The organism is Pseudomonas sp. MWU12-2319, from assembly GCF_023242525.1.
In the GTDB taxonomy this organism is placed as follows: domain Bacteria; phylum Pseudomonadota; class Gammaproteobacteria; order Pseudomonadales; family Pseudomonadaceae; genus Aquipseudomonas; species Aquipseudomonas gingeri_D.
In genome coordinates this window covers 132,491-149,814 of record NZ_JALJES010000006.1, presented here as the reverse complement: position 1 = coordinate 149,814, position 17,324 = coordinate 132,491, and the positions used below count along the sequence as shown (strand labels likewise).

17 protein-coding genes are annotated in these 17,324 nt (G+C 62.5%); 8 read left to right on the top strand and 9 right to left on the bottom strand.

Going from position 1 to position 17,324, the window contains the following annotated elements; all coding sequences use genetic code 11:
* Window positions 1–10: 10 nt before the first annotated feature.
* The 4 genes from ugpC (at window position 11) to M5C01_RS12225 (ending at window position 5,181) form a co-directional block, all read left to right on the top strand.
* Window positions 11–1,114 (top strand): sn-glycerol-3-phosphate ABC transporter ATP-binding protein UgpC, encoded by a 1,104-nt coding sequence (ugpC, locus tag M5C01_RS12240; protein ID WP_103495647.1) that lies wholly within the window; start codon window positions 11–13, stop codon window positions 1,112–1,114.
* An 18-nt stretch (window positions 1,115–1,132) separates the two neighbouring features.
* The gene (locus M5C01_RS12235) at window positions 1,133–2,617 is read left to right on the top strand and encodes a mannitol dehydrogenase family protein (RefSeq protein ID WP_152738871.1); all 1,485 of its coding nucleotides are present in this window, start codon (window positions 1,133–1,135) and stop codon (window positions 2,615–2,617) included.
* 128 nt (window positions 2,618–2,745) lie between these two features.
* Complete coding sequence (gene xylB, locus M5C01_RS12230) at window positions 2,746–4,236, top strand: xylulokinase (protein ID WP_152738869.1); 1,491 nt, start codon at window positions 2,746–2,748, stop codon at window positions 4,234–4,236.
* A gap of 6 nt (window positions 4,237–4,242) precedes the next feature.
* Window positions 4,243–5,181 carry a carbohydrate kinase gene (locus M5C01_RS12225; protein ID WP_152738867.1) on the top strand — a complete coding sequence of 313 codons (939 nt, stop codon included), beginning with the start codon at window positions 4,243–4,245 and terminating at the stop codon, window positions 5,179–5,181.
* A 103-nt stretch (window positions 5,182–5,284) separates the two neighbouring features.
* Here the strand turns inward: M5C01_RS12225 and M5C01_RS12220 are convergent, their stop codons facing one another.
* On the bottom strand, window positions 5,285–6,454 hold the full coding sequence (locus M5C01_RS12220; RefSeq protein ID WP_103495651.1) for a PilT/PilU family type 4a pilus ATPase: 1,170 nt from the start codon (window positions 6,452–6,454) through the stop codon (window positions 5,285–5,287).
* 135 nt (window positions 6,455–6,589) lie between these two features.
* Between M5C01_RS12220 and M5C01_RS12215 the strand changes: the two genes are divergently transcribed.
* Entirely contained in the window at window positions 6,590–8,233 is a 1,644-nt protein-coding gene (locus M5C01_RS12215) for an ATP-binding protein (protein ID WP_247263186.1), read from the top strand.
* Window positions 8,234–8,290: 57 nt separating this feature from the next.
* Window positions 8,291–8,566, top strand: a complete 276-nt coding sequence (locus tag M5C01_RS12210; RefSeq protein ID WP_103499111.1) for a peptidylprolyl isomerase — start codon at window positions 8,291–8,293, stop codon at window positions 8,564–8,566.
* Between the two features lie 157 nt (window positions 8,567–8,723).
* Here M5C01_RS12210 and M5C01_RS12205 read toward each other — a convergent pair whose 3' ends face one another.
* The 8 genes from M5C01_RS12205 to M5C01_RS12170 all read right to left on the bottom strand — a co-directional run bounded on the left by M5C01_RS12205 (window position 8,724) and on the right by M5C01_RS12170 (window position 15,397).
* A complete protein-coding gene (locus M5C01_RS12205; protein WP_152738865.1) occupies window positions 8,724–9,650 on the bottom strand; it encodes a sugar kinase in 927 nt (308 codons plus the stop codon).
* 137 nt (window positions 9,651–9,787) lie between these two features.
* Window positions 9,788–11,005, bottom strand: coding sequence for an amino acid deaminase (locus tag M5C01_RS12200; protein WP_152738864.1), 1,218 nt, complete (start codon window positions 11,003–11,005; stop codon window positions 9,788–9,790).
* Window positions 11,006–11,042: 37 nt separating this feature from the next.
* Complete coding sequence (locus M5C01_RS12195; protein WP_152738862.1) at window positions 11,043–11,807, bottom strand: IclR family transcriptional regulator; 765 nt, start codon at window positions 11,805–11,807, stop codon at window positions 11,043–11,045.
* Between the two features lie 177 nt (window positions 11,808–11,984).
* On the bottom strand, window positions 11,985–12,371 hold the full coding sequence (locus tag M5C01_RS12190) for a RidA family protein (protein ID WP_103499108.1): 387 nt from the start codon (window positions 12,369–12,371) through the stop codon (window positions 11,985–11,987).
* A 22-nt stretch (window positions 12,372–12,393) separates the two neighbouring features.
* Window positions 12,394–13,170 (bottom strand): amino acid ABC transporter ATP-binding protein, encoded by a 777-nt coding sequence (locus M5C01_RS12185; protein ID WP_100941152.1) that lies wholly within the window; start codon window positions 13,168–13,170, stop codon window positions 12,394–12,396.
* Entirely contained in the window at window positions 13,167–13,829 is a 663-nt protein-coding gene (locus M5C01_RS12180; protein ID WP_100941151.1) for an amino acid ABC transporter permease, read from the bottom strand. The genes M5C01_RS12185 and M5C01_RS12180 overlap by 4 nt, the downstream gene beginning before the upstream one ends.
* A 9-nt stretch (window positions 13,830–13,838) precedes the next feature.
* Window positions 13,839–14,501 carry an amino acid ABC transporter permease gene (locus M5C01_RS12175; protein WP_152738858.1) on the bottom strand — a complete coding sequence of 221 codons (663 nt, stop codon included), beginning with the start codon at window positions 14,499–14,501 and terminating at the stop codon, window positions 13,839–13,841.
* A 53-nt stretch (window positions 14,502–14,554) separates the two neighbouring features.
* Window positions 14,555–15,397: a transporter substrate-binding domain-containing protein gene (locus M5C01_RS12170; protein WP_103499106.1), complete on the bottom strand. Its 843-nt coding sequence runs from the start codon at window positions 15,395–15,397 to the stop codon at window positions 14,555–14,557.
* Between the two features lie 430 nt (window positions 15,398–15,827).
* On the opposite strand from M5C01_RS12170, the gene M5C01_RS12165 reads away from it, so the two are divergent.
* Window positions 15,828–16,094, top strand: a complete 267-nt coding sequence (locus M5C01_RS12165; RefSeq protein ID WP_152738854.1) for a DUF2790 domain-containing protein — start codon at window positions 15,828–15,830, stop codon at window positions 16,092–16,094.
* Window positions 16,095–16,480: 386 nt separating this feature from the next.
* Entirely contained in the window at window positions 16,481–17,323 is an 843-nt protein-coding gene (gene efeU / locus M5C01_RS12160) for an iron uptake transporter permease EfeU (protein WP_103499104.1), read from the top strand.
* The last annotated feature ends 1 nt before the right edge of the window (window position 17,324 follow it).

Sequence of the window (17,324 nt, the reverse complement as noted above, 5' to 3'; positions counted from 1 at the left end):
GAGCCTCACCATGGCCAACCTGAAAATCAAGAATCTGCAAAAGGGCTTCGAAGGCCTGTCCATCATCAAGGGCATCGACCTGCAAGTGAACGACCGCGAGTTCGTGGTCTTCGTCGGCCCGTCGGGCTGCGGTAAATCGACCCTGCTACGACTGATCGCGGGGCTCGAGGAGGTCACCTCCGGCACCATCGAGCTGGACGGTCGCGATATCACCGAAGTCAGCCCGGCCAAGCGCGACCTGGCGATGGTGTTCCAGACCTACGCCCTATACCCGCATATGAGCGTACGCAAGAACATGTCCTTCGCCCTCGACCTGGCCGGCGAGGCCAAGACCGAGGTGGAACGCAAGGTCAATGAAGCCGCGCGGATCCTGGAGCTCGGCCCGCTGCTGGAGCGCAAGCCCAAGCAACTCTCCGGCGGCCAGCGCCAGCGCGTCGCCATCGGCCGCGCCATTGTGCGCAACCCGAAGATTTTCCTGTTCGACGAACCGCTGTCCAACCTCGACGCCGCCCTGCGGGTGCAGATGCGCCTGGAACTGGCGCGCCTGCACAAAGAGTTGCAGGCCACCATGATCTACGTGACCCACGACCAGGTCGAAGCCATGACCCTGGCCGACAAGGTGGTGGTGCTCAATGCCGGGCGCGTCGAGCAGGTCGGTTCGCCCCTGGAGCTCTATCACGCACCGGCCAACCTGTTTGTCGCCGGCTTCCTCGGCACGCCGAAAATGGGCTTTCTCAAGGGCAAGGTCAGTCGCCTCGACGGCCAGGGCTGTGAAGTCGAACTGGAGGCCGGCACCCGCATCAGCCTGCCGCTGAGCGACCCCGGCCTCAGCGTCGGCAGCCCGGTGACCCTGGGGATTCGCCCGGAGCACCTGGAACTCGCCAAGCCCGGCGACTGCACCTTGCAGGTCACCGCCGATGTCGGCGAGCGCCTGGGCAGCGACACCTTCTGCCATGTGCGCACCGCCTCCGGCGAAGCCCTGACCATGCGTATCCGCGGGGACATGGCCAGCCAGTACGGGGAAACCCTCAAGCTGCACCTGGACAGCAGCCACTGCCATTTATTCGATGCCAACGGTGTAGCGGTCGCCCGTCCGTTGCGCGCTGCCGCCTGATTGCCGAGAGCCTTAGCCATGAAACTGAACAAGCAGAATCTGCATCGACTGGCCCCTGAAGTGCGCCTGCCCCTCTACAACCTGGCCGATACCCGCCAGGGCATCGTCCATATCGGCGTCGGCGGTTTCCATCGCGCCCACCAGGCGTACTACACCGATGCCCTGATGAACACCGGCGAGGGCCTGGACTGGGCCATCTGCGGGGCCGGCCTGCGCAGCGAAGACCGCCGCGCCCGGGATGACCTGGCCGGGCAGGACTACCTCTTCACCTTGTTTGAGCTGGGCGACAGCGACGACACCGAAGTCCGGGTGATCGGCGCCATCAGCGATATGCTGCTGGCCGAGGACGACCGCCAGGCGCTGATCGACAAGCTGGCCTCGGCAGAGATCCGCATCGTTTCGCTGACCATCACCGAAGGTGGTTACTGCATCGACGACAGCAACGGCGAGTTCATGACGCACCTGCCGCAGATCCAGCACGACCTCAGCCACCCCGAGGCGCCGCAGACCGTCTTCGGCTTTCTCTGCGCGGCCCTGGCCAAGCGCCGGGCCGCCGGTATCCCGGCCTTCACCCTGATGTCCTGCGACAACCTGCCCCACAACGGCGCGGTGGCCCGCAAGGCCCTGCTGGCCTTCGCCGCCTTGCGCGACGCCGACCTGCATGACTGGATCGCCACCCATGTGAGCTTTCCCAATGCCATGGTCGATCGCATCACGCCGATGACCAGCACCGCCCACCGCCTGCAACTGCACGACGAACACGCCGTCGACGACGCCTGGCCGGTAGTTTGCGAACCTTTTGTGCAATGGGTGCTGGAAGACAAGTTCGTCAACGGCCGCCCGGCCTGGGAAAAGGTTGGCGTGCAGTTCACCGGCGACGTCACGCCCTATGAAGAGATGAAGATCAAGCTGCTCAACGGCAGCCACCTGGCCCTGACCTACCTGGGTTTCCTCAAGGGTTACCGGTTTGTCCACGAGACCATGAACGACCCGCTGTTCGTCAAGTACATGCGTGCCTACATGGACCTGGACGTTACCCCGCAGCTGGCGCCGGTGCCGGGTATCGACCTGACCGAGTACAAGGACACCCTGGTGCAGCGCTTCTCCAACCAGGCGATTGCCGACCAGTTGGAGCGGGTCTGCTCCGATGGCTCGTCGAAGTTTCCCAAATTCACTGTCCCGACCATCAACCGGCTGATCGCCGACGGTCGCGAGACCGAGCGCGCGGCGCTGGTTGTGGCGGCCTGGGCCCTGTACCTCAAGGGTGTCGATGAAAACGGCACGACCTACAGCATTCCGGACCCACGGGCCGAATTCTGCCAGGCGCTGGTGGCGGATGACACCTTGATCGTGCAGCGGCTGTTCGCTGTCGAGGAGATTTTCGGCACCGCGATTCCCCAGTCCGCCGAGTTTATCGCCGCTTTCGAACGCTGCTTCAACAGCTTGCGGGAAGTGGGCGTGAGCAAGACGCTGGAGCGTTTGTTGGCCAAGATTACGGCCTAGAGATCGAAACATGAACCTGTGGGAGCGGAGCTTGCCCGCGAAGCTTTTGGCGGTCTCACGGACGCCTTCGCGAGCAAGCTCAGCTCCCACAACGATGCAGTGATCCAGTTCCAACTCCGGGCACCGTCATGAATCAGAAACTCTATCTCGGTATCGATTGCGGTACCCAAGGCACCAAGGCCATCGTCCTCGACAGCGTCAGCGGTCAGGTGCTGGGCCAGGGCTCGGCACCTCATACGATGATCAGCGGTGCCAACGGCCGCCGTGAACAGGACACCGGGCAATGGCTGGACGCTTTCGTCCAATCCACCCGGCAAGCACTGGCCGCGGCCAGCGTCGACGGCCAGGCGATCCTCGCTATCGGCGTCTCCGGCCAGCAACACGGCCTGGTCCTGCTCGATGAACAAGGCCAGGTCCTGCGCCCGGCCAAGCTCTGGTGCGACACCGAAACCACCCCGGAAAACCAGCGTCTTCTGGAACAGTTGGGAGGCGAACAGGGTTCACTCGAACGCCTAGGCCTGGTCATCGCTCCTGGTTATACCGTATCCAAGTTGCTCTGGACCCAAGAGCAGCACCCGGACCTGTTCGCCCGGATCGCCCATATCCTGCTGCCCCACGATTACCTCAACTACTGGCTTACCGGCCGTAGCTGCGCGGAATACGGCGACGCCTCGGGCAGCGGCTATTTCGATGTGCGCAAGCGCTGCTGGGACCTCCCGCTGCTGCGCGAGATCGACCCCAGCGGGCGCCTGCAAGCGGCCTTGCCGGAGCTGATCGAAGCCCATCAGCCGGTGGGCCGGATCCTTCCTGGGATCGCCGGGCTGCTGGGCATCAACCCCAACGCCCTGGTCTCCAGCGGTGGTGGCGACAACATGATGGGCGCCATCGGCACCGGCAATATCCAGGCCGGGATCATCACCATGAGCCTGGGCTCGTCCGGTACGGTCTATGCCTATGCCGACCAGCCGCTGATCAGCCCCCACGCCTCGGTCGCGGCCTTCTGCTCCTCCAGCGGCGGCTGGCTGCCGCTGATCTGCACCATGAACCTGACCAACGCCACCGGCGCCGTGCGTGGGCTGTTCGATATCGGGCTCGACGACTTCAATGCCCGGGTCGAGCAAGCTCCGATCGGCGCCGAAGGGGTCAGCATGCTGCCGTTTCTCAACGGCGAACGAGTCCCCGCCCTGCCCCAGGCCACGGGCAGCCTGTCAGGCCTGACCCTGACCAACCTGACCCAGGCCAATCTCTGTCGCGCGGTGGTCGAGGGCACCACCTTCGGCCTGCGTTACGGATTGGACCTGCTACGCGAAGCCGGCCTGCGGAGCCACGGTATCCGCCTGACCGGTGGCGGTTCGAAAAGTCCGGTGTGGCGGCAGATGGTCGCCGATATCATGGACACCCCGGTGGTCTGCACCCGCCAGAGTGAAGCCGCGGCCCTCGGTGCGGCGATCCAGGCGGCCTGGTGCGAGTCCGCCGGCGTGCAAAATCTGGCCGAACTGTGCGAACGTTGCGTCAGTCTCGATCTGACGAGCGAAACCCGGCCAATCGCGGCCAACGTCGCCGCCTACCAACCCGTTTATCAGCACTACCGCCAACAGGTAGCGGCCCTTCAAGAGTGAGTACCCATGTATCTGGTCTGTGGTGAAGCGCTGTTCGATTTTTTTAGTGAGCCTGATGCGAGCGGGCAAGCCTCGAAAGTGAATTTCAAGGCGATTGCCGGCGGTTCGCCGTTCAACGTTGCGGTCGGCCTGCGCCGTCTGGGGGTCGATGCGGCATTGTTTGCCGGGCTGTCCACCGACTACCTCGGGCGCCGCCTGCAGCAAGTCCTGCAGGAAGAAGGTGTACGCGCGGATTACCTGCTGGACTTCGACGCCCCCACCACCCTGGCGATGGTCGCCGTGGGCGCCGACGGCTCGCCCCATTACAGTTTCCGTGGTGAGGGCTGCGCCGACCGCCAGTTGCTACCGGGCCACCTGCCGAAACTCGGCGACGAGGTGCGTGGGTTGCATATCGGCTCGTTCTCCCTGGTGGTGCAACCGATTGCCGACACCCTGCTGACCCTGGTACGCCGGGAAAGCGGGCGCCGGCTGATCACCCTCGATCCCAATGTCAGGCTCAACCCGGAACCGAATATCGAACTGTGGCGCCAACGTATCGCGACCCTGGCCGAACATGCCGACATGATCAAGGTCAGCGACGAGGACCTGAGCCTGCTCTATCCAGATCGCGACCCGCAGAGCATCGCCCAGGAATGGCTGGCCCAGCGCTGCCAACTGGTGTTCCTGACCCGTGGCACCCAGGGCGCCAGCGTCTACAGTCGCCGGCATGGTCACTGGTCGGTGCCGGCCCGTGAAGTCGTCACCGCCGATACCGTCGGTGCCGGCGATACCTTCCAGGCGGCCCTGATCGCCTGGTTGACCGAGCAGCAGTTGGACTCGGTGCAAGGTCTGGAACGCCTGGACAAGCCCCAGATCGACGCGATGCTGAATTTCGCCGTCAGTGCCGCGGCGATCACCTGCAGCCGAACCGGGCCCGACCTGCCCTATCGCCATCAGGTGGTGTAACAACGCCCCTGCCCAAGACTGCCGCCCTCGTGACCAGCAATAACGGGGGCTGCCGAAACCTGTCAGTCACGTCGGGACAAAGCATTCCAATCCGGCAACAGATTCAACCGCGCGGAGAGTTGCCATCCTCCACCAACCCCCAATCCTTGGCGTCCAGCTCCTTCGCCGCGACCGGCGGCGCGGGAGGCGTCTTCTGCACGGTGAGGGCCGCGGTATCCTGATGCAGTTTCAGGCGCAGGCGCAGGTTGTTCACCGAGTCGGCGTTCTTCAGCGCCTCTTCCTCGTCGATCGCGCCCTCTACCACCAGCTCGAACAGCGCCGTATCGAAGGTACGCATGCCGATCAGCTCGGACTTCTCCATGATGCCCTTGAGCTCGGAGAACTCGTTGCGCTTGATAAAATCACGCACCGTCGGCGTGCCCAGCATCACTTCCACCGCCGCCCGGCGCTTGCCGTCCAGGGTCGCGACCAGACGCTGTGAAACGAAGGCCTTGAGGTTGTTGCCCAGGTCGTTGAGCAACTGCGGCCGGCGGTCTTCCGGGAAGAAGTTGATGATGCGGTCCAGCGCCTGGTTGGCGTTGTTGGCGTGCAGGGTGGAGATCGCCAGGTGCCCGGTATCGGCGAAGGCCAGGGCGTGCTCCATGGTTTCGCGGTCGCGGATCTCGCCGATCAGGATCACGTCCGGGGCCTGGCGCAGGGTATTTTTCAGCGCCGCGTGGAAACTGCGGGTGTCGACCCCGACTTCGCGCTGGTTGATGATCGACTTCTTGTGCCGATGGATATACTCCACCGGGTCTTCGATGGTGATGATATGGCCACTGCTGTGGCGGTTGCGGTAATCGATCAACGCCGCCAGCGACGTCGACTTGCCCGAACCGGTGGCGCCGACGAACAGCACCAACCCGCGTTTTTCCATGATGGTATCGAGCAGGATCGGCGGCAGCTTGAGGTCTTCGAAACGAGGGATTTCCAGCTTGATATTGCGCGCGACGATGGACACTTCGTTGCGTTGCTTGAAGATATTGATCCGGAAACGGCCGACACCCGGCAAGGACAGCGCCAGGTTCATTTCCAGTTCGCGCTCGAACTGCAGGCGTTGTTCGGCGTCCATGATACCGTCGGCAATGGCCGCCACTTCCCCGAGTTTCAGCGATTCACCGCCCAGCGGCTTGAGCACGCCGTTGAATTTGGCGCAGGGCGGCGCACCGGTGGACAGGTACAGGTCCGAACCGTCCTGGGCGGCCAGGGTTTTCAGCAGTGCGTGGATATCCATGGCAAAGGTGTCCGCAATACAGTCAAAAAGAGGTTTAGCGATTAAGCTTGTGTCATTTCAATGTGACGAATGTCTACAGCTTGGCGGGATAATAAGCCGCGGCGCAACCCAAAGCTTCACCTTCAAGGCAGGTTTATGAACGGATCTCAAGGCGACACCGCCACCCGACTCGGTACCTGGGACTGGGATATCGACCAGGATCTTTTTGTCGCCGATGCCCACTTCGCCCAATTGCACGGAGTCGACCCGGCGCTGGCCAGCCAGACGCCCATCAATGTCTACTTGGACAGTGTGCACCCTGAGGACCGTGCCCTGGTGGCCCACGGCATCAAGCAGTGCCTGGAGCAGCACACCGAGCACGCTGAAGAATACCGGGTATTGCAGGCCGACGGCCAGGTGCGCTGGGTCTTTGCCCGGGGCCGCTGCCACCTCGACCCCCATGGTCGGGCACAGCGCTTTGTCGGTGCCGCGCTGGATATCACCGAACACAAACGCACCGAAGAGGCCCTGCGCAATCTCAACGAGACCCTGGAAGAGCGCGTCGCCCAGCGCACCCGGGCGCTGGCCGAGTCCAACCAGCGCTTGCAGAACGAGATGTTCGAGCGCGAGCGGGCCGAAGAAGCCTTGCGTCATGCGCAGAAAATGGAAGCGGTGGGACAACTCACCGGCGGCATCGCCCATGATTTCAACAATATGCTCACCGGCATAATCGGCAGCCTGGACCTGATGCAACGTTACATCGCCGCCGGACGTAGCGACGAAATCGGCCGTTTTGCCGACGCCGCCGTGAGCTCGGCGCAACGGGCCGCGGCCCTCACCCACCGGCTGCTGGCGTTTTCCCGGCGGCAATCGCTGGACCGCAAACGTATCGACCCCAACCAACTGGTGCGCTCGCTGGAAGAGCTGTTCAGTCGTACCAAAGGGGCCCATATCACCCTGAAAGTCGAGTTGGGCCAGGACGTGTGGCCGGTCAACACCGACACCGGGCAACTGGAAAGCGCCCTGCTCAACCTGGTGATCAATGCCCGCGACGCCATGCCCGACGGCGGCGAGCTGCGCGTCGTGACCAGCAACAGCTACCTCGATGGCGGCGATATCAGCACCCTGGAACCGGTCAAGGCCGGTGACTATGTGATGATCGGCGTCAGCGACAACGGCACCGGCATGAGCCCGTTGATCCTGGCCAAGGCGTTCGACCCGTTCTTCACCACCAAACCCATCGGCCAGGGCACGGGCCTGGGTTTGTCGATGATCTATGGCTTTGCCCAGCAGTCCGGCGGTCACGTCACCCTGGAAAGCGAGCCGGGCAAAGGCACCTGCGTACGCTTGTACCTGCCGCGCTATCACGCGCCGCAAACCGAGACGCCGCGACCGGCGCTGCAACCCGCGGAATCGCCGCTGGCCGAGGTCGACGAGTCGGTGATGGTGGTGGAGGATGATCCGGCGGTACGGATGCTGGTGCTCAATGTCCTCGACGAGCTGGGTTATACCGTGCACCCGGCGGCGGACGCGCGGACCGCCTTGCCGCTGCTGGAGTCGAGCTTGCGCATCGACCTGCTGGTGACCGATGTCGGCCTGCCGGGGATGAACGGCCGGCAATTGGCGGAAGTTGCCCGTCAGCACCGTCCGGGGCTCAAGGTGTTGTTTATGACCGGTTATGCCGAGAAGGCCGCCGAGCGCCAGGGTTTTCTTGAACCGGGCATGGATCTGATCGCCAAGCCTTTTACCCTGGATGCACTGGCGAACCGGGTGCGCGACATGATCGGGCAAACGTCCTGATCTTCGGGCATAATCCCGCGCCCGTCGCATGCCCCAAGGTTTCAAGGTAACGAATCGATGAAAGCCCAAGCCCGTCATATCCTGGTCAAGACCGCCGAGGAAGCCGAACAACTCAGGCTACGTATCGTCAAGGGCGAAGCCTTTGATGTGCTGGCCAAGAAGTACTCCACCTGCCCGTCCGGCAAGCGCGGTGGGGATCTGGGGGAAGTCCGTCCGGGGCAGATGGTCGGGGCTATCGACCAGGTGATTTTCAAGAAACCGCTGCGTACCGTGCATGGGCCGATCAAGAGCAAGTTCGGGTATCACCTGGTGCAGGTTTTCTATCGCGATTGAACCGGGGGACCGCGTTATCGTTCTTCGCGGCGGTGCGGCGATCCGACAAGCCCTGCTCCTACAGCACTGTGTCGATCACAAACTTTGTGTACGACACCAACCTGTAGGAGCAGGGCTTGCCCGCGAAGAGGCCCGCAAGAACACTGTATTTTCCCGATCAGTCTCGCGGAATCAGCGCCCCACGCACCTGAATCACCCGACTCGCCAGCCGATGCCCGGCCAAGGCCGCCTCTTGTGGATCACTGCCCGTCAGGCGACTGGCCAGATACGCCGCACTGAACGAATCCCCCGCCGCCGTGGTATCGACCACCGTCTCGACCTTCTGCGACGGCACCTCGAACGCCGCGCCCTCGCAGTGAATCAGGCAACTCTCCGCCCCCCGCTTGATCACCACTTCCGGGATGCCGATATCCTCATAGGCACGGAACACCGCCTCGCCATCGGCATAATCGAACAGCGCCTGCTCGTCTTCCAGGGTCAACAAGGCCAGGTCGACATAGGGCAATACCGAGCGATACGCCTCGCGCGCCTGCTCGACATCCGCCCAGAGACGCGGCCGGTAGTTGTTGTCGAAAACCACCCGGGTATCGCCCCGGCGGGCCTCCTGCAGCACGGCAATCAGCTTTTCCCGCCCGAGCTCGCCCAGCACCGCCAGGGTGATGCCGCTGAAATACAGCACGTCGTAATCCGGCAAAGCCGCCAGCACCGGCGCGGCTGTCGGCGCGGTGAAGCAGTCGCGCACGGCCGCTTCGTTGCGCCAGTAGAGAAAGCGTCGCTCGCCCTTGGCGTCGGTCTGGATGCAATACAACCCGGGCAAGCGCCCCGGCAGGCGTTGCACCAGGTCCAGGCCGATGCCTTCCTCGCGCCAGATCCGGCACATGCTGTCGCTGAAGCTGTCATCGCCCAGGGCGGTGACATAGTCCACCGAAGCCCGTCCGCCCAGTTCGCGGGACAGGTAGACGGCGGTGTTCAGGGTGTCGCCGCCGAAGCTCTGGTGCAGGCTGCCGTCGGTGTGTTGTTGCAGTTCGATCATGCATTCGCCGATCAGGGCGATGCGCGGTGGGGGCAGGTTCAGGGGGATCATTCGGAAAGTCTCGTGGTGTCAGGGCGGGCCTCTTCGCGGGCAAGCTCCGCTCCCACATTAAATCCAGGTTGAACCGCAATGTTGCGAACAACCGAAAACCTGTGGGAGCAGGGCTTGCCCGCGAAAGCAATATCCGCTTAGAAACAGGTCTCGAAGGTTTCAATCACGCTCAACTGTTCATCGACAATGCAACCGACCCGCCACTTGTCGAAGGTCAGGCACGGATGCGAAGTACCAAACGAGACGATATCCCCGACCTTCAACTCACAACCCGGCGCCACCGTCATGAACGCATGCTGGTCCATCACCGCCGTGACCTTGCAGGCGCTGAGATCCTCGCCCACCGCTGGCAACACCCCCGGCTGATAACGCAGCAACGACACCGGCAACCCGGCATCGAATGCCACATCGCGCTTGCCCAGGGCGATCACCGCAAACCCCGGTTCCGGCATCGATTGCACATGGGCCCAGACCTCCAGCGCCGGACGCAAGCCTTCGCTCAGATCCCCCCGACGATGCAACACGCAGCACTGGGCGTCCTTGTAGATACCATGGTCGTGGGCGACATAACTGCCCGGGCGCAACACACTGAGAAAACGTCCGTCAGCGTCCTGGGCCTCGAATTCCTCGGCGATCAGGTCATACCAGGCCGACCCCGAGGCGGTGATGATCGGCTTGCCGATATCAAACGCGCCGCTGTTCTGCAGGTCCACCGCCAGCCGCACCAGGGAACCGGCGAAGGCGCGGATCCCGCTCTCGGCCTGATCGCCGTGAATCACCCCTTCGTAACCTTCGATACCGGTCAGGGCCAGTGCCGGCTGGGCCTTGATCGCCCGGGCCAGGTCCAGCACCTCCTGTTCGCTGCGGCAACCGCAACGACCGCCGACCACGCCATACTCGATCATCACGTTCAAACGCAGGCCGCGTTCGGCGAAGAAAGCCCCCAGGGCCGCAACGTTGTCCGGGTGATCGACCATGCAGTAAAACTCGAACTGGGCATCGGCCAACAACTCGGCGATCAGCGCCATGTTCGGCGCGCCCACCAGTTGGTTGGCCATCAGCACCCGGCGGACACCCGCCGCGTAGGCGGCACGGGTCTGCACGGCGGTCGCCAGGGTGATGCCCCAGGCCCCGGCGGCCAGTTGCCGAGCGAACAGCGCCGGGACCATGCTGGTCTTGCCATGGGGCGCCAGTTCGGCACCGCTACGGCTGACGAAGTCCTGCATCCAGCGGATATTGTGCTCCAGGGCGTCGCGGTGGAGCACCAGCGCCGGCAGGCTGACATCGCTCACCAGTTGCGCGCCGACGTTGGCGGCGCCTTTTTCCACGGCGGCGAAGTTCAAGGCAGTAGACATTCCAAACTCCTTATCGGCGGCGCCCTTGGCGGCCGCGCTAGTCGTTGATGCGACGGGCCAGGTTGTTCGCGCTCTCGATCAGCACCCGGCGATAGTCGTTGTAGTTGGTCTTGGCATCGGCCCGTGGGGCAACGATGCACAGGGTGGCGATGCAAATGCCCCGCTCGTCCTTGACGGGCGCGGCGAAGCAATGAGTAAAGGTGTCGGCGACGCTGTCGAAGGAAAAGAACCCGTCGATCCCGGCCTGGCGGATTTCCTTGAGGAATACCTCCAGCGGCAGGCGCTGGCCGTCCGGCAGGATAAAGTCATCCTGGTCGATCAGGTCGATGATCTGCTGGTCGCTCAGGTGCGCCAGCAGCAGGCGCCCGGAAGCGGTCCAGGGGATCGGCGCGTTTTCGCCGATATCCGAGGAAATCCGGAAATGCCGCTCACCTTCCTTCATCAGCGCCACGGTGTATTTGCGCCCGTTGAGCAGGCACATCTGCGCGGTTTCCCGGGTCTGGCTGACGATCTCCTGCAAGGCGTGGTCGGCCTCGCGGGTCAGGTCGAAGTGCCGCAGGTGCGCCTGGCCGAGAAAATACAGCTGGCGGCCCAGGTAGACATGGCCCTCCTTGCCGACCGACTCGAGGATGCGCCGCTCCAGCAGTGATGCCACCAGCTCGTAGACCGTGGATTTGGGGCTGCCGATACCGCTGGCAATGTCGTTGGGACGCAGCGGCTGGCCGACCTCCTTGAGGTAATCGAGGATATCGAACGCCCGGTCCAGCCCTTTGGCCCGGCGCTTGATGGTGTCTTCGGTCATGTCAGTGCCATCCCATTGGAAAAATTGCCGGGGAGTTTACCCAGAGTCCTGCGGCGACTGTTAGATCGCTTTCGCGGGCAAGCCCTGCTCCTACAGTGTTGTGTCGTGTACAAAATGAGTGTTCGACAAAAATTTGTAGGAGCAGGGCTTGCCCGCGAAGAGGCCCTCAAGGTTTCATCACTTCTTCTTGTACGCGATGCAATCGATCTCGACCTTGCAGTCGACCATCATATTCGCCTGGACACAGGCCCGCGCCGGAGCGTGCTCGGGCGTGAAGTACTCGGAAAACACCTTGTTGAAGCTCCAGAAATCCCGCGGATCTTCCAGCCAGACACCGGCGCGGACCACATCTTCCAGGCCATAACCGGCCTCTTCGAGAATCGCGATCAGGTTCTTCATGGTCTGGTGAGTCTGCTCGACGATACCGCCAACAATGATTTCGCCATCCAGCGCCGGCACCTGGCCGGACACATGCAACCAACCGTCGGCTTCGACGGCCCGGGCGAAAGGACGCGGCTGACCGCCACCCGCGGTGCTGCCGGTGCCATAACGAGTAATGCTCATACTGTTCTCCTTGAATAAAAAATTAAAAGCGGGTGTTTTTCAGAAATTCCGCGAGACGCGGCGACTGCGGGCGTTCGAACAGTTCTTTGGGTGGCCCCTGTTCTTCAATACGCCCCTGGTTCATGAATACGATCTTGTCCGAGACCTCAAAGGCAAAGCGCATCTCGTGGGTGACCAGCAACATGGTCATGCCCTCTTCCGCCAGGCCCTTGATCACCGCCAGCACCTCACCCACCAGCTCCGGGTCGAGGGCCGAAGTCACTTCGTCGAACAGCATCAGGCTGGGGTTCATCGCAATGGCCCGGGCAATCGCCACCCGCTGCTGCTGTCCGCCGGACAACTGCCCCGGAAAGTGATTACGCCGCTCCAGCAGGCCGACCCGCTCCAGCCACTTCTCCGCCAGCGCGACGGCCTGGTCCTTGGGCAGCTTCTTGACCTTGAGCAGGCCCAGGGTCACGTTCTGCAAGGCCGTCAGGTGCGGAAACAGGTTGAACTGCTGGAACGCCATGCCGGTCATGGCCCGGTGCTGGGCAATGACTTTTTCCGGGTGACGGACACGCTTGCCGTTCACTTCGCTGTAGCCGATGGACTCGCCGTCCAGGGTGATCTGGCCGCCCTGGAACTCTTCCAGCAGGTTTACGCAGCGCAGCAGCGTGGTCTTGCCCGAGCCGCTGGAGCCGATCAGCGTGACCACGTTGCCGCGCTGCATGTCCAGGTCGACGCCCTTGAGCACTTCGAGCTTGCCGTATTGTTTGTGCAGCCCGCGAATGCTGAGCAGTGCTTGGGAATCAGTCGTCATGGCAAGGCCACCCGCTTTTCAATATGCCGACCGAGCAACTCGATCGAGTAGTTGATGATGAAGAACAAGAAACCGGCGAACAGATAGAACTCCAGGGTCATGAAGGTCCGGGCGATCACCTGCTGGGTGCTGAGCAGCAGCTCGGCGACACCGATCACCGAAAGCAGGGTCGAAGCCTTGACGATCTCGGTGGACGAGTTGACCCAGGTCGGCAGGATCTGCCGCAGCGCCTGGGGTAGCAGCACATAACCCAGGGCCTGGTGGAAGGTCAGGCCGATGGCCTTGCTCGCTTCCATCTGCCCCCGGGGGATGGCCTGCATCGAGCCGCGCACGATCTCCGCCACGTGGGAACCACAGAACAGCGTCAGGCCCAGGGCACCGGCCTGGAAGGCGCTGATCTGCCAGCCCAGGGCCGGGGCCATGTAGAAGCAGGCGAGGACCAGGACGAACACCGGGGTGCCACGGATCAGGTCGACATACAGACGAAACGGCGCGCGCATCCAGAACTTGCCGTAGGTCAGCACCAGCCCGGCGACAATGCCGATCAGGGTGCCGCAGACAATCGCCAGGAGCGAGACCGCGACACTGGTCTGGAATCCCTCCCAGAGGGTTTCCCGGGCGATCCACAACTCATGCCACCAACTTTGCGATTCGTACATGAGTGTCTCCTATCGGCGGATCGCCAGACGCTGCTCGAGGTAACGCAGCATCAGGGCAATGAGGTAACAAGCGACCACATAGAGCGCCGTGGTGACCATCCAGGTTTCGATCACCCGGTAGCTTTCCACGTTGATCTTGCGGGCGTGATAGGTCAGCTCCGGCACGGCGATGGCCGCCGCCAGGGAGGTGTCCTTGAACAGGGAAATAAAGTTGTTGGACAGCGCCGGCAGCACGTTGCGCAACATCACCGGCACGGTGACATAGGCCCGCACCTGCCATTCGCCGAGGCCGATGGCCAGCCCGGCTTCGCGCTGGCCCTTGGGAATGCTCAGCAGGCCGGCGCGGAACACCTCGGTCAGATAGGCCCCGGCATACAGCGACAGCGTGACGATAAACGAGGGAATCTTGTCCAGCCGGATGCCCAGGCTCGGCATGGCGAAGTAGATCAACAGGATCAACACCAGGATCGGCGTATTACGGATCACCGTCACATACACCGAGGCCAGTGCCCGCAATGCGCGATGCTTGCTGAGCAAGGCAAACGCCATCATCAGGCCGATCACACAACCGATGGCGATGGACACCAGGGCCAGTTCCAGGCCCAGGCCCAGTCCCGCCAGCAAGGTGTCGAAATCGCGCCAGACGGCGGCAAAGTTCAACTGATAGTTCATGGTTCGCAGTACCTTCGACGGGGCGCCGAGTGCGGCGCCCTGCCCTTAACGGATCACTTGAATTCGACAGGGAAACCGATTTCCGGCGAAGGAAGATCGACGCCGAACCATTTCTTGAAGGAGGCTGCGTAGGTGGGGAACTCGACGCCGGTCATGGCTTCATGCAGCGCGGTGTTGACGAAGTTCAGCCAGTCCTGGTCGCCGCGCTTGACCGCGCAGGCATAGGTCTGTGGGCTCCAGGCAAAGGCCGGGCTGCGGTACATGCCAGGTTTCTGCACCATCAGGTACTTGACCGAGGACTGGTCGGTGGCGGCGGCATCGGCGCGACCGGTGCTCATGGCCTGGTACATCAGGTCAACGCTGTCGTACTGGTCGACCTTGGCCTTGGGCAGTGCCTGGTGCACCAGTTCCTCGGCGTAGACATTCTGCAGCACGGCCACGGTAACGCCGTCGCCGGCGGCACGCAGGCTGTCGATTTCCTTGTACTTGCTATTGGCTGGCAGCAGCAGCGCGACACCCTCGCGGTAGTACGGCAGGGTGAAAGCAACCTGCTGGGCACGGCTGGCGGTGACGGTGATGAACTGGCAGCTGATATCGACCTTGTCGGTCAGCAGGTTGGGAATCCGCGCATCGGAAGACTGCACCACGTATTCGACTTTGCTGGCGTCGTTGAACAGCCCCTTGGCGATCATGCCGCCGATATCGATATCGAACCCCTGCAACTTGCCGTCGGCGCCCTGGAAGTGCCACGGCGCGTTGGTGCTGCCGGTGCCTACAATCAAGTGACCGCGTTTGAGCACGCTATCGAGCTTGCTGTCCGCCGCTTGCGCAGCAACCGCCGCCGAAGCCGCCAGAAGAAAAACACAGGCTTTAAACAAGGAAAGTCCACGCTGCATGACGTTGCACTCCGATGATGTGTATTCCGCTATAACGGAACCTAGTATGTAACAACGGAATAGACAGCAGAATCTGTGCCAGCAGATTCAGCGCACTGCAATCGAGGCTATAAACTCAATAAAAATCAATGAGATAAAATTTTCCGAAAAAGCAATGTCACAGGCGGTAGCACAGCATGGTGCTACGGAAGGCTACGAGGGTGTGGGTGTGAAGGCCCCAAGGCGGTGCGGGGGTGGGTGATTTGGGGGCGGCCTTTGGCAGTTCCGTTAGCAAGCTAATAGAAAGCCCAGCACTTAATTCCGCGTTAATCCTGCAGACGGAAAGTGAAATTGACCGCGCTCGCGCAGGCTTGCCCTGACGCCCTCCGCGGCATACCCCGCGCCACTCGTGGTGCCGGGGTGAACGCTCAAGCCGCTCAGGAGAAACACCATGAAACTACGAACCCTGTTGGTGATGGGTGCCCTGGCCCTCTCGACCTTCGCCGGCCTGGCCCAGGCCGACACCTCCAGCACCAGACAACCCGTGCCTTATCACTACGGCATGCCCCTGAACATCGCCAAGGTCACCTCGATGACCGAGCAACCGAGCCAGGACTGCAAAGTGGTTACCGCCGATATGAAGTTCATCGACACTGCCGGCAAGCCCGAGAACGTCAGCTACCTCAAGCTGTCGGACGCCTGTAACTTCAATAACTGATTCCGCCTGCAAAGGTGGCCTTGAAGACGCCACAAGCTTCGCGGGCAAGCCCTGCTCCTACAGTGCGACGTCGAATACAAAGCTTGTGTCCGACATAGGCCTGTAGGAGCAGGGCTTGCCCGCGAACCGCTGCAAACGGCCATTCACCATAGACTGCGGCGCCAGGCAATCGCTTCCGCAGACATGCCCGGCCCACGGAGTCGCGTCAACTCCTGCTCTGACATAGGGCACGACCGCTGGACAGCAATCACTTGCTGCATACACGGCATTCCCTCTTCTACCCCTCTCGTTCAGACACCATTCAGCAATTGGTAATCAAAACTGTTTAGTAATGAGTATCATTATGTTACAAATTACCATCTTCTCTAACAGTGGTGCGTTGCCGAATGCTGGTTCCCTTCCTGATCATGCTGCGCGAAGGCATTGAAGCCGCGCTTATCGTTGGCATTATCGCCAGTTACCTCAAGCAGACAGGCCGGGGTCAGTGGATGCCGGCGGTGTGGATCGGCGTGTTTCTCGCCGCCGCCCTTGCCCTGCTGGTCGGTGGTGGCCTGGAGCTGGTCAGTGCCGAGTTCCCGCAGAAACAGCAGGAACTCTTCGAAGGCCTGGTCGGGCTGGTCGCCGTCGGCATCCTCAGTTCGATGGTGTTCTGGATGCGCAAGGTCGCCCGCTCCATCAAGCACGCGCTGCACGAATCCCTCGACCAGGCACTCGCCGGTTCCAAACATCAGGTCTGGGCGCTGATTGCCATGGTGTTTTTCGCCGTGGCCCGCGAAGGCCTGGAAACCGTGTTCTTCCTGCTGGCGGTGTTCCAGCAGAGTGACGGTCCGGGCGCGCCCATCGGCGCCCTGCTCGGCCTGATCCTGGCGATTTTCATCGGTTTCGCCATCTACAGCGGCAGCATGCGCCTGAACCTGGGTCTGTTCTTCCGCTGGACCGGCCTGTTCATCCTGGTGGTCGCCGCCGGCATCCTCGCCAATTCGGTCCAGGCCCTGCATGAAGCCGGCCTGTGGAACCACCTGCAAACCGTGGTCTTCGATATCAGCGCCACGCTGCCGATGGACGGCCCGGCGGGCTCGGTCCTGGCCGGCATGTTCGGTTACCAGGATGCGCCGACGGTCAGCGTCCTCGGCGCCTACCTGCTGTACCTGGCGTTCACCCTGGTGCTGTTCTTCCTGCCGAGCACGGCACCGGCACCCAAGCACACTTCTTCCGTTCCCAACCAGTAAG